The 22358-nt window shown below is 69.3% G+C and carries 22 protein-coding genes; 1 reads left to right on the forward strand and 21 read right to left on the reverse strand.

Annotation, left to right across the window (positions count from 1 at the left end; translation table 11 throughout):
* The 6 genes from carB to pyrR form a co-directional block, all read right to left on the reverse strand.
* Positions 1 to 2501 (reverse strand): carbamoyl-phosphate synthase large subunit (carB, locus tag VFX99_RS07720; protein ID WP_329665716.1); only part of this gene is annotated, 2501 nt, incomplete at its 3' end.
* Entirely contained in the window at positions 2494 to 3681 is a 1188-nt protein-coding gene (carA, locus tag VFX99_RS07725; RefSeq protein WP_329665717.1) for a glutamine-hydrolyzing carbamoyl-phosphate synthase small subunit, read from the reverse strand. The genes carA and carB, both read right to left, overlap by 8 nt.
* Positions 3678 to 4181, reverse strand: a complete 504-nt coding sequence (locus VFX99_RS07730; RefSeq protein ID WP_329665718.1) for a hypothetical protein — start codon at positions 4179 to 4181, stop codon at positions 3678 to 3680. Before VFX99_RS07730 ends, carA begins: the two co-directional genes overlap by 4 nt.
* Entirely contained in the window at positions 4178 to 5488 is a 1311-nt protein-coding gene (locus tag VFX99_RS07735) for a dihydroorotase (protein WP_329665719.1), read from the reverse strand. Before VFX99_RS07735 ends, VFX99_RS07730 begins: the two co-directional genes overlap by 4 nt.
* A complete protein-coding gene (locus tag VFX99_RS07740) occupies positions 5485 to 6462 on the reverse strand; it encodes an aspartate carbamoyltransferase catalytic subunit (protein WP_329665720.1) in 978 nt (325 codons plus the stop codon). Before VFX99_RS07740 ends, VFX99_RS07735 begins: the two co-directional genes overlap by 4 nt.
* Positions 6459 to 6998 (reverse strand): bifunctional pyr operon transcriptional regulator/uracil phosphoribosyltransferase PyrR, encoded by a 540-nt coding sequence (gene pyrR, locus VFX99_RS07745; RefSeq protein ID WP_329665721.1) that lies wholly within the window; start codon positions 6996 to 6998, stop codon positions 6459 to 6461. Before pyrR ends, VFX99_RS07740 begins: the two co-directional genes overlap by 4 nt.
* 118 nt (positions 6999 to 7116) lie before the next feature.
* On the opposite strand from pyrR, the gene VFX99_RS07750 reads away from it, so the two are divergent.
* Positions 7117 to 7818: a TMEM175 family protein gene (locus VFX99_RS07750; RefSeq protein ID WP_329665722.1), complete on the forward strand. Its 702-nt coding sequence runs from the start codon at positions 7117 to 7119 to the stop codon at positions 7816 to 7818.
* 48 nt (positions 7819 to 7866) lie between these two features.
* Here the strand turns inward: VFX99_RS07750 and VFX99_RS07755 are convergent, their stop codons facing one another.
* From VFX99_RS07755 to rpsD, 15 genes are all read right to left on the reverse strand, one after another.
* Positions 7867 to 8403, reverse strand: coding sequence for a DoxX family protein (locus VFX99_RS07755; protein WP_329665723.1), 537 nt, complete (start codon positions 8401 to 8403; stop codon positions 7867 to 7869).
* Positions 8404 to 8622: 219 nt separating this feature from the next.
* A complete protein-coding gene (locus VFX99_RS07760) occupies positions 8623 to 10200 on the reverse strand; it encodes a Rieske 2Fe-2S domain-containing protein (protein WP_329665724.1) in 1578 nt (525 codons plus the stop codon).
* Between the two features lie 109 nt (positions 10201 to 10309).
* Complete coding sequence (nusB, locus tag VFX99_RS07765) at positions 10310 to 10720, reverse strand: transcription antitermination factor NusB (protein WP_329665725.1); 411 nt, start codon at positions 10718 to 10720, stop codon at positions 10310 to 10312.
* Between the two features lie 3 nt (positions 10721 to 10723).
* Complete coding sequence (efp, locus tag VFX99_RS07770) at positions 10724 to 11284, reverse strand: elongation factor P (RefSeq protein ID WP_329665726.1); 561 nt, start codon at positions 11282 to 11284, stop codon at positions 10724 to 10726.
* Positions 11285 to 11439: 155 nt separating this feature from the next.
* On the reverse strand, positions 11440 to 11898 hold the full coding sequence (gene aroQ / locus VFX99_RS07775) for a type II 3-dehydroquinate dehydratase (protein ID WP_329665727.1): 459 nt from the start codon (positions 11896 to 11898) through the stop codon (positions 11440 to 11442).
* Positions 11895 to 12491: a GNAT family N-acetyltransferase gene (locus VFX99_RS07780; RefSeq protein ID WP_329665728.1), complete on the reverse strand. Its 597-nt coding sequence runs from the start codon at positions 12489 to 12491 to the stop codon at positions 11895 to 11897. Before VFX99_RS07780 ends, aroQ begins: the two co-directional genes overlap by 4 nt.
* A 37-nt stretch (positions 12492 to 12528) precedes the next feature.
* On the reverse strand, positions 12529 to 13611 hold the full coding sequence (gene aroB, locus VFX99_RS07785) for a 3-dehydroquinate synthase (protein WP_329665729.1): 1083 nt from the start codon (positions 13609 to 13611) through the stop codon (positions 12529 to 12531).
* Positions 13608 to 14138 carry a shikimate kinase gene (locus tag VFX99_RS07790; protein ID WP_329665730.1) on the reverse strand — a complete coding sequence of 177 codons (531 nt, stop codon included), beginning with the start codon at positions 14136 to 14138 and terminating at the stop codon, positions 13608 to 13610. The genes aroB and VFX99_RS07790 overlap by 4 nt, the downstream gene beginning before the upstream one ends.
* A complete protein-coding gene (gene aroC, locus VFX99_RS07795) occupies positions 14122 to 15351 on the reverse strand; it encodes a chorismate synthase (protein ID WP_329665731.1) in 1230 nt (409 codons plus the stop codon). Before aroC ends, VFX99_RS07790 begins: the two co-directional genes overlap by 17 nt.
* Before the next feature lie 4 nt (positions 15352 to 15355).
* Complete coding sequence (locus tag VFX99_RS07800) at positions 15356 to 16198, reverse strand: shikimate dehydrogenase (RefSeq protein ID WP_329665732.1); 843 nt, start codon at positions 16196 to 16198, stop codon at positions 15356 to 15358.
* Positions 16192 to 17799 (reverse strand): endolytic transglycosylase MltG, encoded by a 1608-nt coding sequence (mltG, locus tag VFX99_RS07805; RefSeq protein ID WP_329665733.1) that lies wholly within the window; start codon positions 17797 to 17799, stop codon positions 16192 to 16194. Before mltG ends, VFX99_RS07800 begins: the two co-directional genes overlap by 7 nt.
* Before the next feature lies 1 nt (position 17800).
* Entirely contained in the window at positions 17801 to 18274 is a 474-nt protein-coding gene (gene ruvX / locus VFX99_RS07810; protein ID WP_329665734.1) for a Holliday junction resolvase RuvX, read from the reverse strand.
* Positions 18271 to 20931, reverse strand: a complete 2661-nt coding sequence (gene alaS / locus VFX99_RS07815) for an alanine--tRNA ligase (protein WP_329665735.1) — start codon at positions 20929 to 20931, stop codon at positions 18271 to 18273. Before alaS ends, ruvX begins: the two co-directional genes overlap by 4 nt.
* A 54-nt stretch (positions 20932 to 20985) precedes the next feature.
* Positions 20986 to 21465 carry a hypothetical protein gene (locus VFX99_RS07820; protein ID WP_329665736.1) on the reverse strand — a complete coding sequence of 160 codons (480 nt, stop codon included), beginning with the start codon at positions 21463 to 21465 and terminating at the stop codon, positions 20986 to 20988.
* A gap of 208 nt (positions 21466 to 21673) precedes the next feature.
* A complete protein-coding gene (rpsD, locus tag VFX99_RS07825) occupies positions 21674 to 22303 on the reverse strand; it encodes a 30S ribosomal protein S4 (protein ID WP_329665737.1) in 630 nt (209 codons plus the stop codon).
* Between the last annotated feature and the right edge of the window lie 55 nt (positions 22304 to 22358).

Raw genomic sequence — 22358 nt, forward strand, 5'->3', positions numbered from 1 at the left:
GCGCTGATCGCGAACTGCACGTTGATCAGCCCCTGCACGCCGACGCCCTTCGCGATGGCCAGCGTCGCGGTGCGGACGCGGTCGACCTCGGTGCGCCCGAGCGAGATCGGCGGGAGCGTGCAGCTCGAGTCGCCCGAGTGGATGCCGGCCTCCTCGAGGTGCTCCATCACCCCGCCGATGTACAGCTCGTGCCCGTCGTAGAGCGCGTCGACGTCCAGCTCGATGGCGTCGTCGAGGAACCGGTCCACGAGCAGCGGCATCCCCGGCCCGATGATCGCCTGGTCGTGGATGCGGACGAAGTAATCCCGCAGGCTCGCCGTGTCGTAGATGATCTCCATTCCCCGCCCGCCCAGCACGAAGCTCGGACGCACCAGCACGGGGTAGCCGATCTCCTCCGCGATCGCGACCGCGCCCGAGACGTCGATCGCCGTCCCGTGACGCGGCGCGATAAGGCCGGCCGCATCCAGCAGCCCGGAGAACAGCTCCCGCTCCTCGGCCATGTCGATCGCCGCGGGGCTGGTGCCGAGGATCCGGTAGCCGGCATCCTGAATGCCCTTCGCCAGGCCCAGCGGCGTCTGGCCGCCCAGCTGGCAGATGACTCCGAGGATCTCTCCCGACTGGGCCTCGGCGTGCAGGACCTCCAGGACGTCCTCGAGGGTCAGCGGCTCGAAGTACAGCCGGTCGGAGGTGTCGTAGTCCGTCGAGACGGTCTCGGGGTTGCAGTTGACCATGACGGTCTCGTAGCCGGCCGCCGACAGCGCGAACGAGGCGTGCACGCACGAATAGTCGAACTCGACGCCCTGCCCGATGCGGTTGGGACCCGAGCCGATGATGACGACCTTGCTGCGGTCGGACGGTGCGACCTCGGTCTCGAAGTCGTAGCTCGAGTAGTGGTACGGCGTGAGCGCCGGAAACTCCCCGGCGCACGTGTCGACCGTCTTGTAGACGGGTCGCAGGCCGAGCGCGTGACGGATGCCGCGCACCTCGGTCTCGGTGTCTCCCCGCAGCTGTGCGATCTGCGCGTCGCTGAAGCCGTGCTCCTTCGCGACGCGCAGGGTCTCGGCATCCAGCTCGGAAGCGCCGTGGACGAAGGCGGCGACCTCGTTGATCAGGACGATCTGGTCGAGGAACCACGGGTCGATCCCGGTCGCCTCGAACAGCTGCTCGATCGTGCCCCCCTTGCGCAGGGCCTGCTGGACGACCACGATGCGACCGTCCGTGGGCGTCCTCGCCGCCTCGATCAGCTCCTCGACGGAGCGCGGCTCGTCGCCCCAGTGGAAGCTGGATCCGCGCTTCTCCAGCGACCGCAGCGCCTTCTGCAGAGCGGTCGCGTAGTTGCGACCGATGGCCATCGCCTCGCCGACGGACTTCATGGTCGTCGTGAGCGTGGTGTCGGCGGCCGGGAACTTCTCGAAGTTGAACCGGGGCACCTTCACCACGACGTAGTCGAGGGTCGGCTCGAAGCTGGCGGGAGTGACCTTCGTGATGTCGTTGGGGATCTCGTCGAGGCGATAGCCGATCGCCAGCTTGGCGGCGATCTTCGCGATCGGGAACCCGGTGGCCTTGGACGCCAGAGCCGACGAACGCGACACGCGCGGGTTCATCTCGATCACGATGATCCGCCCGTCGGCCGGGTCGACCGCGAACTGGATGTTGCATCCGCCGGTGTCCACGCCGACGGCGCGGATGATGTCGATGCCGATGTCGCGCAGCTTCTGGTACTCGCGGTCGGTGAGGGTGAGGGCCGGCGCCACCGTGATGGAGTCTCCGGTGTGCACGCCGACGGGATCGACGTTCTCGATGGAGCACACGACGACGGTGTTGTCTGCCGTGTCGCGCATCAGTTCGAGCTCGTACTCCTTCCACCCGAGGATCGACTCCTCGAGCAGCACCTCGTGCGTGGGCGAGTCGTGCAGGCCCGCGCCGGCGATGCGCAGCAGGTCTGCTTCGTCATACGCGAACCCCGATCCGAGCCCGCCCATGGTGAAGCTGGGACGGACGACGAGCGGGTAGCCGAGCTCCTCGGCGGCGGCGAGGCAGTCCTCGATCGAATGGGCGATGCGCGATGCGGCGACGTCCGCCCCGGCATCCAGGACGAGCTGCTTGAAGATCTGGCGGTCCTCGCCCTTGTTGATCGCCTCGAAGCTCGCCCCGATCAGCTCGACGTCGTACTTCTCGAGGATGCCGTGGTTGTGCAGCTCGATCGCGGCGTTCAGTGCGGTCTGGCCGCCGAGTGTCGGCAGGATCGCGTCGGGTCGCTCCTTGGCGATGATCGTCTCGATGACCTCCCATGTGATCGGCTCGATGTACGTGGCGTCAGCGAAGTCGGGATCGGTCATGATCGTCGCCGGATTCGAGTTGACCAGGATCACCCGCACGCCCTCCTCGCGCAGCACGCGGCACGCCTGCGTCCCGGAGTAGTCGAATTCGCAGGCCTGGCCGATCACGATCGGGCCGGAGCCGATCACCAGGACGCTCTTGATGTCGTCGCGCTTAGGCATTCGCGTCCTTCTTGCCGAGGTGATCGCGTACGAGATCCGCGAACCGGTCGAACAGGTAGTTGGCGTCGTGCGGTCCGGCCGCGGCCTCGGGGTGGTACTGCACCGAGAAGGCGGGGATGTCCAGCGCCCGGAGGCCCTCGACCACCTGATCGTTGAGACCGACGTGGCTGACCTCCACCCGTCCGTAGCCGTTCGGGCTGTCGAAGTCGCCCTCCAGCGGGGCCTCGACGGCGAAGCCGTGGTTGTGGGAGGTGATCTCGACGCGCCCCGTCGACTTGTCCAGCACCGGCTGGTTGATGCCGCGGTGCCCGAAGGGCAGCTTGTACGTGCCCAGACCGAGCGCGCGCCCGAGCAGTTGGTTGCCGAAACAGATCCCGAAGAACGGCAGGCCGTCGTCCAGCACGCCGCGCAGGAGCTCGACGTGATCGCCGGAGGCCGCAGGATCGCCCGGCCCGTTGGAGTAGAACACCGCCACGGGGTCGATCGCGCGGATGCCGTCGATGTCGACATCCTGTGGCAGCACGTGCACCTCGAATCCGCGCGCGGCGAGGTTGTCGATGGTGGCCTGCTTGACGCCCAGGTCGAGCACGGCCAGGTTGCCGATGCGCGCCACGTCGTCCGCGGCCTCGGTGACCTGGGCGCTCGAGACCGAGACCTCGGCCGACAGGTTCCGCCCCGACATCTCCGGCGCGCCCTGCACGATGGTCAGCTGCTCGTCGGCGGGGAGGTCCGCGGCGTCGCCCGAGAAGATCCCGCCCCGCATGCTGCCGGCGGCGCGGATGTGACGTGTGACCGCGCGGGTGTCGATCCCGCTGATGCCGATGACGCCGTCGCTGACCAGCGCGTCGTCGAGGGACTCGTCGGCACGCCAGTTGGACACGACGCGGGAGGGGTCTCTCACGATGTAGCCCGAGACCCAGATGCGCCGGGACTCGGGGTCCTGAACGTTCATCCCGGTGTTGCCGATGTGCGGCGCGGTCTGGAGCACGATCTGACCGGCGTACGACGGATCCGTCAGCGTCTCCTGGTAGCCGGTCATGCCGGTCGCGAAGACGACCTCTCCGAGGGTCGTCCCGCGTGCGCCGTAGGCGCGTCCGACGTGACGGGTGCCGTCCTCGAGCACGAGGACGGCGGGGTCTTTGGCAGCGCGCACAGCGCGGGTGTCGGCGGGGACAGTCATTCGTCCGTTCCTGTCGGGGTCAGAAGTGCGCCGATCTCGTCGGCGACGGCGCGGGCAGAGGCATCCTGGGGGCGGAGGTACGAGTCGACGACGGTCTGGCCGTCCCGTCGCCACGCGATCCGGACGAGCCCGTCGCGTTCGACGACGCGGTCGATCGCCACGGTCGCCTGCGCGACGTCGACGATCTGCTCGGTCGGGATGAATAATCGCGGCTGCCCCGTGAGGTCCAGGGCGACGCCGGCGCTGGTCACCGTCAGGTCGGCTCGCGAGCGGAATCCGAGGCCGCGGATGGCCAGCCGTTCGAGCGGCTCCCCGTGGCGGGTGGTCGCGACGTAGAGCGCTTCGTGGTGACTGAGCGGTGCGGCATCCACAGGGACCTCTCCGACCGGCGCCCGCAGGCCGGAGTCGCGCCGCGTACGGCGCCACCACGCCCACGCCAGCACCGCGAGCACCGCCGCGGTGACAGCGATCGTGATCGCGAGCGCTCCTTCGCGGCTCACGCGCGGACCCCCGGTCGGTCCAGCAGGGATCCGTCGGCGACCGTGACCGCACCGCGGTGCAGCGTCCAGCGCACCTCGCCGGGCAGCTCCCGTCCCACGTACGGCGAGTTGACGCTGCGGCCGCGCAGGTCCGCCTTCGAGAAGGTACGGGTCGGTGCGGGGTCGTACAGCGTGAGGGATGCCGGCTCCCCGGCTGTCAGCGGGGTGCCGTGCCGGGCGAGCCGCCCGATCCGCGCCGGGGTGCGCGACATCACTCGCGCCACATCGCGCCAGGTCAGCATGCCGGTGTCGACCATCGCGAGCTGGACGACGCGCAGGGCACTCTCGAGCCCGACCATGCCGTTCGCGGCGGCCGGCCACTCGCACGCCTTCGCCTCCGCGGGATGCGGGGCATGGTCGGTGGCGATGATGTCGATGGTTCCGTCGGCGAGGCCTTCGCGCACCGCTCGGACGTCCTCTTCCCGCCGGAGCGGCGGATTCACCTTGAAGGACGCATCGTAGCCGCGCGCGAGCTCGTCGGTGAGGAGCAGGTGGTGCGGGGTGACCTCGGCGGTGACGTCGACGCCCCGCCGCTTCGCCCAGCGGATGATGTCGACGGACCCGGCGGTCGAGAGGTGGCAGACGTGCAGCCGTGAGCCGACATGCTCGGACAGCAGCACGTCGCGCGCGATGATCGATTCCTCGGCCACTGCGGGCCAGCCGGCGAGCCCCAACTCCGCCGAGACCGCGCCCTCGTTCATCTGCGCGCCCTCGGTCAGGCGCGGATCCTGGGCATGCTGGGCGATCACGCCGTCGAACGCCTTCACGTACTCGAGCGCTCGCCGCATGATCAGCGGGTCCCACACGCAGAAGCCGTCGTCGCTGAACACCCGTACGCGGGCGCGCGAATCGGCCATGGCGCCCAGCTCGGCCAGGCGTTCGCCCTTCTGACCGACCGTCACGGCGCCGATCGGCTGCACGGTGACGAATCCGGCCGCCTCGCCCAGCGCGAGCTCCTGCTCGACCACGCCGGCGGTGTCTGCGACGGGCGAGGTATTCGGCATCGCGAACACCGCGGTGAAGCCCCCCGCCGCCGCGGCTCGGGAGCCGGTCAGCACCGTCTCGGAGGCCTCGTACCCGGGCTCGCGAAGATGGGTGTGCAGGTCGACGAGGCCCGGGAGCGCGATGAGACCGTCGGCGTCGACCACGGTCGCTCCCACGCGGCTGAGGGAACGGCCGACCTCCGCCAGAACGCCGCCCTCGATGAGGAGATCGGCCGTGTCACCGCCCTCGATTCGGGCGCCGCGGATCAGAAGGACCTCTGTCATCGTGCGTCGCCCTTCTCGTCGTGATTCCGCTCGCCGCGCTCCCCGGCCAGCAGCAGGTAGAGCACCGCCATCCGCACCGAGACGCCGTTCGTCACCTGATCGAGCACGGTCGATCGGGTCGAGTCGGCGGCTTCCGCGGAGATCTCGAGGCCTCGGTTCATCGGGCCCGGATGCATCACCATGCTATCGGGGGTGAGGGCGGCGAGCCTGCGGGCATCGAGCCCCCAGCGGCGGGAATACTCCCGTTCAGTCGGGAAATATGCGGCGTTCATGCGCTCCAGCTGGATGCGCAGCATCATGAGCGCGTCCGGCTCGTCCGCGATCGCGTCGTCCAGGTCGAACAGCACGCGGACCGGCCACGCCGAGACATCCTGCGGCACAAGGGTCGGGGGGGCGACCAATGTGACCTCCGCTCCGAGCGCGTTCAGGAGCCACACGTTGGAACGGGCGACGCGAGAGTGCAGGATGTCGCCCACGATCGTGACCTTCACACCGGACAGGTCGCGCCCGCGGCTGTCGCCGCCGAACGTCCGCTTGCGGATGGTGAACGCGTCGAGCAGCGCCTGCGTGGGGTGCTCGTGCGTTCCGTCCCCGGCGTTGACGACGCCCGCGGTGATCCAGCCGCTGGTCGCCAGGGTGCGCGGCGCCCCGGACGCTCCGTGGCGGATCACCACGGCATCCGCGCCCATCGCCTGGAGCGTCTGCGCGGTGTCCTGCAGCGACTCGCCCTTCGAGACGCTCGAGCCCTTCGCGGAGAAATTCAGGACGTCCGCGCTCAGTCGCTTCGCGGCGGCCTCGAACGAGATGCGGGTGCGGGTGGAATCCTCGAAGAACAGGTTCACGACCGTTTTGCCGCGCAGGGTCGGGAGCTTCTTCACCTCGCGCTGCTGGGTGTCGGCCATGTCCTCGGCCACGTCGAGGATCTCGAGCGCGTCGGCGCGCGCGAGGCTCTTGGTGTCGAGCAGGTGCCTCACGAGCCGGCTCCCTCGATGGTCACGAACTCTTCGCCGTCGACTTCGGCGAGGCGCACGTTCACGCGTTCGTCGGACGCACTCGGCAGGTTCTTCCCGACGAAGTCCGGCCGGATGGGCAGCTCGCGGTGCCCGCGGTCGATCAGGGTCGCGAGCCGCACCGCCGCCGGGCGGCCGATGTCCTGGAGCGCGTCCAGCGCGGAGCGGATGCTGCGGCCGGAGAAGAGCACGTCGTCGACCAGGACGACCACCCTCCCGTCGATCCCCCCGTCGGGGATCGAGGTCCGCTGCGGCGATCGGGTCGGGTGGCGGTGCAGATCGTCGCGGTACATCGTCACGTCGAGGGCGCCGACCGGTACTGCCACACCGCTGAATTCACCGATGAGCGTGGCGATGCGGTTCGCCAGAGTGACGCCGCGGGTCGGGATGCCCAGGAGCACCAGGCCATCGGGTCCCTTGTTGGACTCGAGGATCTCGTGGGAGATCCGAGTCAGGGCCCGGGCGATGTCGGCCTCATGCAGCACGGTTCGCGCGCTCATCCGCCGCTCCCTTCTCCGCCTCACGGGACGGTGTTAAAGGTTGCTCCGATCGATCCTACCCGACGTGGATCGCGGTGCGCCTCCGCGGGAGCGGTGCGGGGAATGGCACGCTGAAGCCGTGGCCGAGCAGGTGCCGTCCGATCCCGGGAGTGCGACGAGCACGCATCCTCGTGCGCACCCGGACTCGTACTCCTCGCGTTCGTCGAACGAATTCGGCCGCGGCATCTCCTTCTTCGATGCGATCTACGGGTTCGCCGCGACGCTGCTGATCGCGAACGTGGATGCGCCGCCGGCCGCGGCGTGGACCAGCCTGCAGGCCCTCTCGGAGTCCGGGGTGGCGAGCCAGGCGCTGGGGTTCGCGCTCAGCTTCACGGTGATCTGCGTGTTCTGGCGCGTGAACGTCCGCCTGGTCCGGCGCCTCCGCGGGCTGGACGGGATCACCACGGGTGTGAACCTCGTCGCGGCGGGACTCGTGATCCTCATCGCGTACACCACGCAGGGGATCAGCGATCCGTCGACCGCCGACCTCCCCCTGCCGACGGCGTTCTACGCGGCCAACATCGCTCTGGTCGCGCTCTGTCAGACCGTGATGTTCGAGCTCGCGCGGGTGCGCGGGCTCGAGAGGGTGCCGACCTCCTCCCGCCGCAACCTCCTCGACACGGCGGGCGCCTTGGTGAGCCCGCTGGTGTTCCTCGTCTCGATTCCCGTCGCGATGACGTGGGGTGCGACGGCGGGCAAACTGACCTGGGCGACGCTGTTGGTGCTCGGCCCCCTGGCGGGCATCCTGACCGGACGCGCGATCCGCCGCGGCGTCGAGTGACAGAGCTCTGGCCGGCCCCTCACGGAGCCGGCCAGAGGTCCAGATGCGTCATCGCCTGGCGTCGGGTCCTTTCAGGACCCGCGATGCCACGACGAGGGCGGCGGCGATGAGCACGGCGTTCTTGAAGATGTACTGACCGGTCAGGGTCGGCCCGGCGGCGCCGAAGACCTCACCCGGGAGCAGCACGATCGGCGACAGGATGCCGACGTACGCGATCGCGAGCACGACCAGGCCGATGCGGGCGAACGCGCCGCCCGCGAGAAGGAGTGCACCCGCGCTGACTTCCATGAGGGCGGTGAGCACCATCGCGGTCTGCCCGGTGACCATGCCGAAGGTGAGGCGCTCCCAGGTGGACTGGACGAGCAGCTCGAGCGGGCTCATCCCCGGCACGAACTTGAGCGCGCCGAAGACGACGAAGATGCCGCCGAGGGCGACGCGGAGGGCGGGAATGCTCCAGCGCTGGAGGAAGACCTTCAGCGCGGCTTCGGCGCGGACTTCCACATCGAGTGCGCGCCGGAGCGGCGACGTGCGCGGCGAGGACGGGACGACGCCGGCAGCGCCGTTTCGGATGGGAACGGTGGTCATGCGAGGCTCCTTGATCGATGGAACGCCCGTGTGGTCGGGCCTGTCGATCAAGACCGCGCGACTGATGCGCTGATACCGCGCGCTGCGGATTGCGGAGTCGTCCGACAGCGAGCGGCGAGGATGCGTCGTACCGATTGTGGAGTCTCTACAAGGTGAGCCCGGAACGGCGCGCACCCATGCGGTTGCCGCGTGAGGGTTCGGATCGAATGCGAGACCCGGTCAGACGGCCGCCGGCGCGGTGGCGCCGCGCGCGAGGGCGTCCTCGACGTGATGAGACCGGATGGGGTGTCCGTGGGTCGTCAGGCACTTGCCGCTCGCGAGATCCCACTTCCAGTCGTGCAGGCTGCAGGTCAGCACGCCATCCTCGATCTTCGCGGTCTTGGACAGGTCGGCCCGCAGGTGCGGGCAGCGCCGCTGCACCACCCAGTCCGCCAGCTGCACGTCCTCCGAGACGTCCGACTGCTCGGCGTACCAGTTCTCCACGTATTCGATACGGTCCCGCGACAGGCACTTCATGAAGGTGTAGATGAACTCGTTGAACTTGCCGACACGGCCGGCCTGGAACTGCATCGACAGGAAGATCGAGTTCGACCAGTCGATCTCATGGTCGCGGATGTTCGTCGAGACGAGGTCAGCCGGGATCGTGAACCAGTAGCTGGTCTCCTCCCCCGCGTATTCGCGTACCTTCGCCCGGGGGAAGTCGACCACCATGTCCAGCTCGCCGATCGTGTAGCGCACCGGTCCCCCGACGCCGTCTCGGAAGATCCGTCCGCGCCGAAGCAGCGGCTCCCACCACTCCTTGAGCGCCGCGAGCATCTCGTCGGGCGGCAGGATCGGCGCGCGGGACGCCTCCTCGGCGGCGATCTCGTCCTGGCGGGTATCGCGCTGCTCGGCCAGGTAGTCCCACTTGTCGCCGAAGATGCGCTCGATCTCCTCGTCGGAGTACAGCGTCTGCGTCACCGAGATCTCGCCCCGCTCGAGCTCGACGACCGTGCCCGGCAGATACAGATAGCCCTTCTGCTGCGGCCGGAGCTCTTGCATGTGTTCGAGGAACTGCCGCTGATCGGTGAAGATCGCATCGTCGTCGATGCCGAAGCCGTTGTACCGGAAGAGCTCCTCGCGCAGGAACATCGGCGGCCCCGCCATCGGGAAGACATGCTCCGCGTCGACCTTCTCGATGTAGTACATCGCCCGCTTGTTCTGCGCATCCCGCTTCAGGCGAGCGAAGTTGCGCTTCGCATCCTGCGGCAGGTCGTACACCATGGGCCACCAGATCGCGCCGGAGACCTGTGTGAAGTACGCCTCCGGCTTGCTGAAGCCCAGCAGCTTCTCCAGGTCGAGCGGGTGGGAGTCGTTCTGATTCAGGATGCTGGCGGTGCCGTCGTCGACCGACAGGCTGGAATCGCCGATCGGGCCGTCGCTGGGCGCGCGAAGCGGCGTCACCATCACCCGCAGATCACCGAACTCCAGCGGAACGCCGGCCTGCGTGTGGATGATGTCGTCGTACCCGAGTCGGCGCAGATCCTGCTCGAGATCATCGGTGGGGTACTCGGGCAGCAGGACTCGGATGTCCTTGCGCACGTACCGGTTCATCAGCGCGGGGTCGAAGTGGTCGCGGTGCCGGTGCGACACATAGAGGAAGTCGGCGTTGCCGAACCTCTCCCAGTCCAGCCCGCGGTTGTCCGGGAACGGGAACCACGATCCGAAGAAGGTCGGACCGATCACCGGGTCGCACAGGATGCTGCCGCCGAGGGTTTCGATGAACATGCCCGCATGGCCGAGACCGGTGATCCTCATATCGCTCCCAATCCTGTCGAAGCCGTCGTCTTGTGAACTCCCCGATTCTACGGCGAGACGCGTCGAGGACCCGTCGGACCGGCCGCGCCGGGCCGAGGGCGTCGCTTGCTCAGGACGAGCGGGCGATCCGCGCCAGCACGCCGTGCACGAAGGCGCCGGAGTCGTCGGTGGAGAACTCCTTGGCCAGGTCAACTGCCTCATCGATCGCGACGGCCGTGGGCACCTCGTCGTTGTAGAGGATCTCCCAGACCGCCATGCGCAGCAGCGCCCGGTCCACCGCCGGCATCCGAGCCAGCGACCAGTCCTTGGCGAACGTGGTGATCTGCTCGTCGATCTCGTCGCGGTTGTCGATCACGCCGTCGACGATCTCGCGCGCATACAGCCACGACGCTTCGCGCGCCGGTTCGTTGACCGCGCGCTGAGCCTCCGCCGCCAGCGTCATCGCGAGGTCGTCGCCGCGGATGTCGGACTGGAAGAGGATGTCGAGGGCGCGCTTGCGCGCCTTGGTGCGGGCGCTCACGCGCTAGTTGACGCGACCGAGGTAGTCGCCCGTGCGGGTGTCGACCTTGACCTTCGTTCCGGTCTCGAGGAACAGCGGCACCTGGATCTCGTACCCGGTCTCGACGGTCGCCGGCTTGGTGCCGGCCGATGAGCGGTCGCCCTGCAGGCCCGGTTCGGTGTACGTGATCTCGAGCACGACCGATGCCGGAAGCTCGACGTACAGCGGGTTGCCGTTGTTCAGCGCGATCTGCACCTGCTGGTTCTCGAGCAGGAAGTTCGCGGCGTCGCCGACGACGGTGGCCGGAACGGTCAGCTGGTCGTAGTCCGCGACGTCCATGAAGACGAACGCCTCGCCGTCGTTGTACAGGTAGGTGAAGTCGCGTCGGTCGACGTTCTCGATGTCGATCTTCGCCCCGGCGTTGTACGTGCGGTCCACGGTCTTGCCGGTCACGACGTTCTTCAGCTTGGTGCGCACGAACGCGCCGCCTTTGCCAGGCTTGACGTGCTGGAACTCGATGACGTTCCACAGCTGTCCGTCGATGCTGAGGACGACGCCGTTCTTGATGTCTGCGGTGGATGCCATGGCTCAGAGAGTTCCGTTCGTGAGAGTGTGCGGGTCGAAGGGCGCTGGCGCGCTGGACCGACATCCGATTCTAGTCCGCGAGACTGCAACGGCTCGACGAGACTGCGGGGCTCCCCCGCTGTCTGGGCTCCCCGTAGCAGTTTCGCGGAGGCAGGTCAGCCGTCCGCCTGACCGGTGATCACCTCGATCAGGCGGGTCGTCGCCGTCGCGTATCCGGCCACGCCCTCGCCGACCACATGGACCACCGCGACATCCTTCACGTACGAGTGATGCCGGAACGGCTCGCGCTGGGACACATCGCTGATGTGCACCTCGGCGACGGGAAGGGCGACGCCGGACAGGGCGTCCCGCAGCACGACCGACGTGTGCGTCAGCCCTCCCGGGTTGATGACGATGCCCGAGCAGTCGTCCCGCGCGGCGTGGATAGCGTCGAGCAGCACGCCCTCGTGGTTGCTCTGCACGGCGCGCACCTCGAAGCCCAGCACGGCCGCGGTCGCCGACACGAGGGCTTCGACATCCTGCAGCGTCTGGGACCCGTAGATCCCGGGTTCGCGGGTACCGAGGAGGTTGAGATTCGGGCCGTTCACGAGCAGCAGGCGGCGGGGCGCGGTCACGTCGGAACCATACCAGCGGCCGACGTGTCGTCCGGCTCGGAGTCGGGCGGCGTCAGCGCCAGCTCCATCCCGATCTCGTCGCCGATCGCGCTCGTCGTCACGATGCCCGTCGGCCGGAAGCCGACGCGCCGGTAGGCGGCCCGGGCCCGGCCGTTGTCCCGATGCACGTCCAGCGTGACGCTCGCGAGCCCCTGGGCTGACACCCATCGCGCGGCGGTCGCGATCAGCTGGTCGACCGCGCCCCGGCCGCGCGCAGAGCGGCGGACGTACACGCCGACGACATCGGCCCGACGCTCCGCGACCGGACGACCGAGGTGGTCGGTGGACCCCTCCTGCCGCACGATCACGGTCAGGGCGCCGATCCAGTGATCGTCGAGCGTCGCGACGAACGTCGCCGCGGAATCGCTGGCGGCGGCGATCCTCGTCCGCTCGATCCAGAACTCGTCCGGGCGGGCCGCAACCTCTTCTGGGCGTTCGAGGAAGGCGACCGTCGCGTCCGGATCGGAGGTCGACTCCATCCGCAGCGCTCGCACGGCGGGCCACTCGTCGGCGCGGACGCGCCGGACCGCGATGGAACGCGAGAACCTGCTCACGTTCGCAGGGTACCCGCGCGGATGCCGCCGCTCGACGTCAGCCGGATACCTCTTGATACGCCGCGAACAGCAGCGACTCGTCCGGGGCCTGCAGCACGGTCGGGCGCCCGATGTCGTCGAGGACGATGAAGCGGAGCATCCCGCCGCGCGACTTCTTGTCGCGCTGCATCGTCGCCAGCAGCTGCGGCCACGCTCCCGCGCGGTAGGTGGTGGGCAGGCCGAGGAGCTCGAGGACGTCGCGGTGGCGTGCGGCCGCGGCATCCGGAAGCCGGCCCGCGAGGCGCGACAGCTCGGCCGCGTACATCATCCCGACCGACACGGCCGCGCCGTGACGCCAGCGATACCGTTCGGCGTGCTCGATGGCGTGCCCCAGCGTATGGCCGTAGTTGAGCACCTCCCGCAGGCCGCCCTCGCGGAAGTCCTCCCCCACGACGCGCGCCTTCATCTCGATCGCGAGCTCGACGCACCGGCGGAACGCGGGGGTGGCGGGATCGACCGCGGCTGCGGGATCGGCTTCGATCAGGTCGAGGATCTCGGGGTACCAGATGAAGCCGGCCTTGACGACCTCGGCGTAGCCGGCCACGGTCTCGTTCGGCGACAGCGAGTCGAGCAGGTCGAGGTCGCAGACGACCTCTCGGGGCGCCCAGAACGCGCCGACCAGGTTCTTGCCCTCAGCGGTGTTGATCCCGGTCTTGCCGCCGACCGCCGCGTCCACCATGCCGAGCACGGTCGTCGGCACCTGTACGACCTGCACGCCGCGCAGCCAGGTCGCAGCGACGAAGCCGGCCAGGTCGGTCACGGCTCCCCCGCCGAACCCGATCACCGCATCCGTCCGGGTGAAGTCGGCCTTGCCCATGACCTGCCAGCAGAACGCGGCGACCTCGACCCGCTTGCCCTGCTCGGCGTCCGGTATCTCGGCCAGCAGGACTTCGCGCGTCCCGCCCGACATGAGCCTTTCGCGCAGCTGGGCCGCGGCGGCTCCGAGAGTCGGCGGGTGGATGATGAGCACCTTGCGGACCGAGGGAGCCAGGGCATCGCCGACCCGATTCAGGATGCCGCGGCCCACGTGGATGTCGTAGCCGGCGTCGCCGCTGACCGTGATCGTCGTCGTTGCGGTCATGCGTGCTCCTCGGCGTCCTGTTGGGTGCGCGCCCACGCGACGATGTCGGCGACGACGCGCGCCAGCGGGCCGCTGGATGTGTCGAAGGTGACGTCGGCGACCTCCTCGTACAGTCCGCGGCGTTCGGCGTAGATGCGCCGCCAGCGGTCCACTGGATCCGCATCGTCCAGCAGCGGCCGATCCCCGCCGTGAATGCGTCCGGCCACGATGTGCGGCGAAACCGTCAGGAGGATCACGCGGTGCTGCACCAGATCCCCGCGCGTCTCGGCATCCAGGATCGCCCCGCCTCCGAGGGCTACGACCCCGCCGTTCGCGAGGGCTCCCGACACCGCTGCCCGCTCGATGGTGCGGAAGTGAGCTTCGCCGTACCGGGCGAACAGCTCCGGAATCGGACCGTGTTCGCGGGCGATCACCTTGTCGGTGTCGGTGAAGGTCTGTCCGAGCGCGCGGGCGAGTCTGCGGCCGATGCTCGTCTTGCCCGCACCCATCGGGCCGATCAGGACAAGCGCGCTACCGGGCGAGGTCATGCTCGATGAGAGCCGGGTCGCTGGCGCTCTTCGTCCGAAGCGTCTCTGGGATCGCTGCCAGGTAGCCCTCGAGATTGCGGCGCGTCTCGGCGACGCTGTCGCCCCCGAACTTCTCGAGCACGACCTCGGCGAGCACCAGTGCGACCATCGCCTCCGCAACCACTCCGGCCGCCGGAACCGCGCAGACGTCGGAGCGCTGATGATGCGCGGATGCCGTCTCGCCGGTCGCGACGTCGATGGTGCGCAGGGAGTGCGGGATCGTCGCGATCGGCTTCATGCCGGCGCGCACGCGCAGAACCGTGCCCGTGGACATGCCGCCTTCGGTGCCGCCCGCGCGGTCACTGGATCGGGTGATCCCGCCTTCGGTGGCGAAAAGCTCATCGTGCGCTGCCGAGCCGCGGCGCGTGGTGGTGAGGAACCCGTCGCCGACCTCCACACCCTTGATGGCCTGGATGCTCATGAGGGCCTGTGCGAGCTTGGAGTCGAGGCGGCGGTCCCAGTGCACGTGCGAGCCCAGGCCGGGCGGGAGGCCGTACGCGAGCACCTCGACGATGCCGCCCAGGGTGTCGCCCTCCTTGCGCGCATCGTCGACCTCGTCGACCATCCGCGCCGAGGTGGCGGCGTCGAAGCACCGCAGCGGGTCGACGTCCAGCACGTCGACGTCATCCGGCGTGGGCAGCGGGGCGCCCTCGGGCACGCGGACCGGGCCGATGGAGAGCGTGTGGCTCACCAGCCGGATGCCGAGCTCGGACAGGAATCCGCGCGCGATGGCACCCAGGGCGACGCGTGCTGCCGTCTCGCGGGCGCTGGCGCGCTCCAAGATCGGGCGGGCCTCGTCGAATCCGTACTTCTGCATGCCCACCAGGTCGGCGTGTCCCGGCCTCGGCCGGGTCAGCGCGGCCCCGCGTCCGCGGGACATGTCGGTCAGGTCAACCGGCTCGGGGCTCATCACCTCGACCCACTTCGGCCACTCCGTGTTGCCGATGCGCAGTGCGATGGGGCTGCCGAGACTCAGACCATGGCGCACGCCGCCCGAGATCGTGAGCTCGTCCTCCTCGAACTTCATGCGCGAACCGCGACCGTAGCCGAGCTTGCGGCGGGCGAGATCGGCCTGGATCGCGGCGCGCGTCACAGGGACGCCGGCGGGCAGGCCCTCCATGATGGCGACGAGTTCGGGGCCGTGGGATTCGCCGGCCGTGAGCACGCGGAGCATTCGTCTAGTCTCCCACGACCGCCAGGCGCATTGCGGCGAGCACTGCGGCCTCGGAGGGCAGCGGTGCGTCGGCATCGCCCGCGACGAAGATCCTCACCTGCAAGAGGGCCTGGTGCAGCAGCATGCCCAGCCCCGAGGCGGCAGGATTCCCGCGGCGTGCCCACGCGTTCGCCAGCGCGGTCGGCCAATGACCGTAGACGGCGTCCATCAGCAGGCCCCCCTGCGCCGCCAGAGCGTCGGCGGCGGCATCCGCAACCGGCGCGTCGCCCGGCAGCGTCGCGATCGTCACCGGGACTCGCGTGTGCTGCGCGTCGTCGAACGACACTCCGACGACGTCGACTCCGATCGCCGCTCCGAGTTCGGCGAGGGGCGCCACGGCCGCGACGCGTCGGGCCACGACCTCGATGCGCGTCGCGCCGAGCTCTCCCAGCGCCACGACGGCCGAGGTGGCCGTCGCGCCGGCTCCGACGATGCGGGCGTGATCGATGGCGGCGACACCCTCCTCGCGCAGCGCCCGCGCGAGACCGCCGACGTCGGTGTTGAACCCTCGTGGACCGTCCTCGACGAAGACGAGCGTGTTGACAGCACCGGTCAGCTCTGCGCGCCGATCCCGCCAAAATGACGCCTCGAAGGCCGCCCGCTTCAGCGGCATCGTGAGCGACAGGCCGCGCCACTGCGGCGACAGCCCGGCGATTTCACCGGCGAACGCGGCTTCGGACACCTGCCGGCGCTCGTAGGTCCAATCCAGCCCGAGCACCCGATACGCCGCGGAGTGCAGCTGTGGTGAGCGGCTGTGCGAGACGGGATCGCCCCAGACCTCCAGTCGCGTGCCGTTCGGCCTCAGCATCCCGCGTCGGGGTTGTCGGTGCACCACGCCTGCCACTGCGCGACGGCGCGATTGTGGTCGTCGACGTTGGTCGTGAAGACGGTCTCGCCGGTGTTGAGGTTCACCGTGACGAAGTACAGCCAGTCCCCGTCGGCCGGATGCATCGCGGCGTCGATCGCGGTGTCCCCCGGATTGGCGATCGGGCCGATCGGCAGTCCGGGATGCACATAGGTGTTCCAGGGGTTGTCGTCGGTGAGCGCCTCGCCGGATGAGCTCACCGTGCCATCGTGCAGCTCGCCGTAGCCGTACTGCGCGGTCGAATCCATCTGCAGCAGCCCGAACGTCTCCTGGTTCGACGAATCGAGTCGGTTCTCGATGACTCTCGACACCTTGTAGAAGTCCTCCTCGAAGCGTGCCTCGCGCTGGATGATCGATGCGACCGTCAGCACCCGCTGCCGGTCCTCGACGGGCACGCCGGCGTTGTCGAGGGACTCGACCGCGCGGTTCACGAGCGTGGCGATGACGTCGGTAGCCGTCGCGCCCGGGTCGAACGTGTACGTGGCAGGGAACAGCCATCCCTCGAGGCTGTCTGCCGCGACGCCGAACGTGGCAGGCGTCGCCACGGCCGCCTGGAAGTCCTCCAGAGGCAGGCCGGTGCCATCCGCCAGGAGAGGCAGAGACTGCTCCACCGTGAGGCCCTCGCGAAGCTGCGCGGTGTTCTCGAGCTTGTTGGCCGGATCCATCAGCGCCTCGAGCGCGGCGGCCGAGGTCATCTGCTGCTGCAGCTTGAACAGACCCGGCACGAAGGGAGGATTCTGGCCGGTGTCGATGAGGTAGTCGTAGAACGCCTCGGGGGTCTTGGTCACCCCGGCGTTGTAGAGGGTCTCCGAGATCGGGCCACCGGTGTCGCCCGATGCGATGGTCACGAGCGCCTCGCCGGTCGCCATGCCCGCTTCGTAGTCCTTCGGCTCCTCCCACCCCATGAGTTCACGGATGGGCTCTTCGTAGGTGTTCCAGACCCAGAAGCCGGCGCCTGCGACGCCGCCGAGCAGGAGGAGCACGACGCCGAGCGCGATCCAGCCGCCGATCCGACGCTTGCGCTTGTCCTTGGGCGGCGGGGCCTCGCCGAGGCTTTCGACCGTGTGCTCTCCGGTGAAGAGATCCTCCAGAGTGGCCGTCGCCACCGAGCCGCCGCTCGTCGCATCGCCGTTCTGGCTGAGCGAGGCACTGGGTGCCGATCCTCCGCCGATGAAGGGCCACTCGTCGTCCTCGACATCAGGGGAGGTCGGGCTTGTGGGTGCCGAGGCTCCGCGCGGTGCGGGCGTCGTGTCCCGCGCGGCATCCGTTCCCGGCGCAGACGCCGTGTCAGCCGAGGAAGCCCCCTGCGCGGCCGGGTGACGAGCGGAGGAGAGAGGCGCCGAGGCCTGTCGCGCTGCCGCTTCGCGCGCCTCGCGACGCGACATCGGCACTGACGTACCGGCCTGTGCCGTCGAGTTCTGTCTGCCCGGCTCCGCCGTGCCGCGCGCCCCGTCCTCGCCGGCCGAACGCCGCTCACGGGGATCGGGCAGCTTCCCGAACAGATCCGCGAACGGATCGTCGAACGGCGACGGGGAATCGGGCATGTCAGGTGGGCTCCTGGGCCGGGGGTTGGGGTGATCCGGCGGGCCGGCCGGTGCTCTTCTCGACATCGAGTGCGTGCTGAAGCAGAACGACGGCCGCGACCTGGTCAACAATGCTACGAGATGAACGCTGGGATCTGCCCGAATCGCGCAGAGCCGCGTGCGCGGAGACCGTGCTCAGCCGCTCGTCGACGAGGCGGACCGCAACTCCGGATGCCTGCGCCAGGGCAGCGGCGAACTCGCGCGCGTCGGTGGTCGAGGCGGTGTCCTCACCGCGCATGTTCAGCGGCAGTCCGACCAGCAGCTCGTTCGCGTCGTACTCCGCTGCGAGCGCGACGATCCGCGCAATCGACCCGTCGTCGCGCGGAACGGTCTCGACCGGAGTCGCGAGCAGGCCGTCCGGATCGCACCGCGCCACCCCCACCCGGGCCTTGCCGACATCGATTCCGAGACGCACGCCCCGCCGGAAGCCTGTCACCGGGCTGCGAGCGCGTCCCTGACGGCGCTCAAGGCGGCAGGCAGCGCGGACGAATCAGTGCCGCCGCCCTGTGCCACATCGTCCCGGCCGCCTCCGCCGCCGCCGAGAGCCGCCGCCGCGGTCTTGGCCAGCGCGCCCGCTCGTGCGCCTGCGGCGCGCGCAGCCTCGTTCGTGGCGACGACGACGACCGGTCGGCCGCCTACTTCGGCGCCGATCGCGACGACCCCCGCCTCCGAACCGAGCCGATCGCGCACCCCGAGAGCGAGCGAGCGCACATCGTCTGCGGATCCGGCCGAGCCGATGGATTCGGCGACCACGCGATGCGGACCCACCGCGACAGCTCCGGATGCGAGCGCGGGGATGCGGTCGGTGACCGCGCGGGCCTCGAACGCGGCGATCTTCTTCTCCGCCGCCTTCAGGCTCGCGGCGAGCTCGGCGATCCGCGCCGGCAGCTGGTCGCGCGGAGTCTTCAGCGTCGTCGTCAGCTGCGACACGATGGCTCGCTCCGCCGCAAGATCCCGGAACGCATCGAGACCGACGAGGGCCTCGACGCGGCGGTTCGAGGCGCCCACCGACGACTCTCCGACCAGATTGACCAGACCGATCTCGGCGCTCGAGCCGACGTGCGTTCCCGCGCAGAGCTCTCGCGACCAGGGACCGCCGATGTCGACCATCCGGACGGTGTCACCGTATTTCTCGCCGAACAGCGCCATAGCGCCCAGGGACTTCGCCTCGTCGAGCGAGACGATCCGCGTGGTCACCTCCAGGTTGTCGCGCACCGCGTTGTTCGCGATCTCCTCGATCTCGGACCGCGTCTCGGGCGACAGCGCCTGCCCCCACGTGAAGTCCAGGCGCATATAGCCGGCACGGTTGAGCGATCCGGCCTGCGTCGCGCTCTTGCCCAGCGTGTCGCGCAGCGCGGCGTGTACGAGGTGCGTTGCGGAGTGCGCCTGACGTGCGGCGCGGCGGTTCACGGCATCGACCACCGAGGTGGCCGCCTGGCCGACGCCGACCTCGCCGGAGGTCACCTCGACGGTGTGGCTGGTCAGACCCGCGACGGGTCGCTGCACGTCGAGGACGTCGAGCTCGAAGCCGGGTCCGACGATGATGCCCTTGTCGGCGACCTGACCGCCGGACTCGGCGTACAGAGAGGTGTCCGCGAGGATCACCTCGGCGATCTGCCCGGTCGTGGCGCGATCGACCGACACGCCGTCGACGAGGACGCCCAGGACGGTGGACTCGGTCTCGAGGTCGGTGTACCCGGTGAAGACCGTCTCGCCCTTCGCCCGGAACTCGCGATAGACGCTGTGGTCGGCGAGGGCCCGCTTGCGCGACCTGGCGTCGGTCTTAGCCCGCGTGCGCTGCTCGAGCATGAGGGTGTCGAAGGCCCCACGGTCGACCGTGAGGCCGGCCTCCTCGGCGATCTCCAGCGTCAGGTCGATCGGGAAGCCGTAGGTGTCGTGGAGCAGGAACGCCTCGGCTCCGGCGATCGTCGTGCCCCCGGCATCCTTCGTCTGAGCCACCGACAGGTCGAGAGTGGCCGAGCCCGCGGCGAGCGTGCGCAGGAAGGTCTCCTCCTCCGCGAAGGCGTACGCGGACAGCCGCGGATAATCGGTCTCCAACTCGGGGTACGACGCCTTCATCGCGTCGCGGGAGGCCGCGAACAGCTCGGGGAACGTCGGGCCGTCCACACCCAGCAACCGCATCGAGCGGATGCCGCGCCGCATCAGGCGCCGCAGGATGTAGCCCCGGCCCTCATTGGACGGCGTGACGCCGTCGGAGAGCAGCATCAGCGAGGAGCGGATGTGGTCGGCGATGATCCGCATGCGCACGTCATCGCCGTGGTCGGCGCCGTACCGCCGGCCGCTCAGCTCGGAGGCGAGGTCGAGCACCGGGCGGACCTGATCGGTCTCGTACATGTTCTGGACGCCCTGCTTGATGAACGCGATGCGCTCGAGGCCCATGCCGGTGTCGATATTCTTCTGAGGCAGCTCGCCGACGATCCGGAAGTCGTACTTCGAGGTGACGTCGTCGATCGCGTACTGCATGAAGACGAGGTTCCAGATCTCGACGTAGCGATCGTCGTCGGTCGCTGGTCCGCCGTCGACGCCGTACGCCGGGCCCTGATCGAAGAAGATCTCCGAGCACGGTCCGGCCGGACCCGGAAGACCGGTGCTCCAGTAGTTCGTGTCCTTGTCCAGCCGCTGGATGCGCTCTTGCGGCAGCCCGGCGATCCGCCGCCACAGCGCGGCGGCCTCGTCGTCGTCCTTGTAGACGGTGACCCACAGGTCCTTGGGATCGAATCCCAGTCCGCCGTCCGTCTCGGAGGTGGTCAGCAGCTCCCACGCGTAGGTGATCGCGCCCTCTTTGAAGTAGTCGCCGAACGACCAGTTGCCGAGCATCTGGAAGAACGTGCCGTGCCGCGGCGTCTTGCCGACCTCTTCGATGTCGTTGGTCCGGATGCACTTCTGGATGTCGGCGGCGCGGGGATACGGCGCGGGGACCACGCCGCTCAGATAAGGGATGAACGGCACCATTCCCGCCACCGTGAACAGGAGTGCGGGATCGTCGGTCACCAGCGACGCCGACGGCACGATCGTGTGGTCGCGCTTCTCGAAGTAGCGGAGGAATCGGTCGGCGAGCTCTGCGGTCTGCATGGAAGTCCTCGAAGCAGGGCGGTGCCCCCGCAGGGACACCGCCGAACGGGTCGGTCAGTCGGTGAGCTTCTTCTCGGCCGATCCTGGGGTGTCGGTCTCGTCTGCGCCGGCATCGGACGACCGGTTCGCGCCGGCGGCGGTCGCAGCCGCGGGAACGTCTGCGTCGTCGACCGCCGGATCGGCTGCGTCGAAAGCGTCGACTGCGGCGCTCTCCACGCTCTGCACCGCATCGGCGACTTGCTGCTTCGCGGCGTCGACCGTGTCAGGTGCTGCGCTCTTGGGGATGTCCACGACGTCGAACGTCGCAGGCTTCGCCGCACCGTACGCGTCGTTCGCGGCATCCTTCACGCCGTCGACGATGCCGGAGAAGCGCGCCTCCTGTTCGCGGTACGCGTCGCCGATGCGGTCGGTGAACTCCGTGATCCGGGCGTCCACGTCGGCGAGCACCTCATGGCCGCGGGGATCCTTGTTCATCAGGTGCGCGGCGACGAATCCGCCGATCACACCCAGCAGGAACCACAGCAGGTTTCTCATGTCACCACTCCTCATCCGCAGGGCCGCGGGATGCCCCCATCGTAGGCCCCCGACGCGGAAGGGCGCCGGGTTGCCCCGACGCCCTTCCGCTTCGGTCGTTGAGCGAGCGAAGAGACTATTCGGTCGTTGAGCGAGCGAAGCGAGGCGAAACGCTAGCGCGCAGTACCGATGGGACGCGTGCGCTGGCGCGCAGCGTTCCGCCGCGGCGCTAGCGCGCCGCGTAGTACTCCACCACGAGCTGGACGTCGCCGGTGACGGGGACCTCAGCGCGCTTCGGACGACGCAGCAGTCGCGCGTGCAGCTTGTCGAGCTCGACCTCGAGGTAGCCGGGAACCGGCGGCAGGACATCGGCGTGACCGCCGGCGGCTGCGACCTGGAAGGGCTCGGTGCCCTCGCTCTTGGCCTTGACGTGGATGAGCTGACCCGGCTTCACGCGGAACGACGGGCGGTCGACGGTCTGGCCGTCGACGAGGATGTGGCGGTGCACGACGAGCTGGCGGGCCTGCGCCGTGGTGCGGGCGAAGCCGGCACGCAGCACGAGCGCGTCCAGGCGCATCTCGAGGAGCTCGACCAGGTTCTCACCGGTCAGGCCCTGGGTGCGGCGCGCCTCGTTGAACGTGTTGCGCATCTGCTTCTCGCGGATGCCGTACTGCTCGCGCAGACGCTGCTTCTCGCGGAGGCGGACCGCATAGTCGCTGTCCTGCTTGCGCTTGGTGCGGCCGTGCTCACCCGGAGCGTACGGACGCTTCTCGAGGTACTTGGCGGCCTTCGGCGTCAGCGGGATGCCGAGCGCGCGGGAGAGGCGGACCTTGCGGCGGTCCTGGGACTTCGTGGGCACGGATGTGTCCTTCCAAAACGACATGGCCGCGTCTTTCGCGGCTCATGGACGTATC

The organism is Microbacterium sp., from assembly GCF_036277215.1.
Classification (GTDB): domain Bacteria; phylum Actinomycetota; class Actinomycetes; order Actinomycetales; family Microbacteriaceae; genus Microbacterium.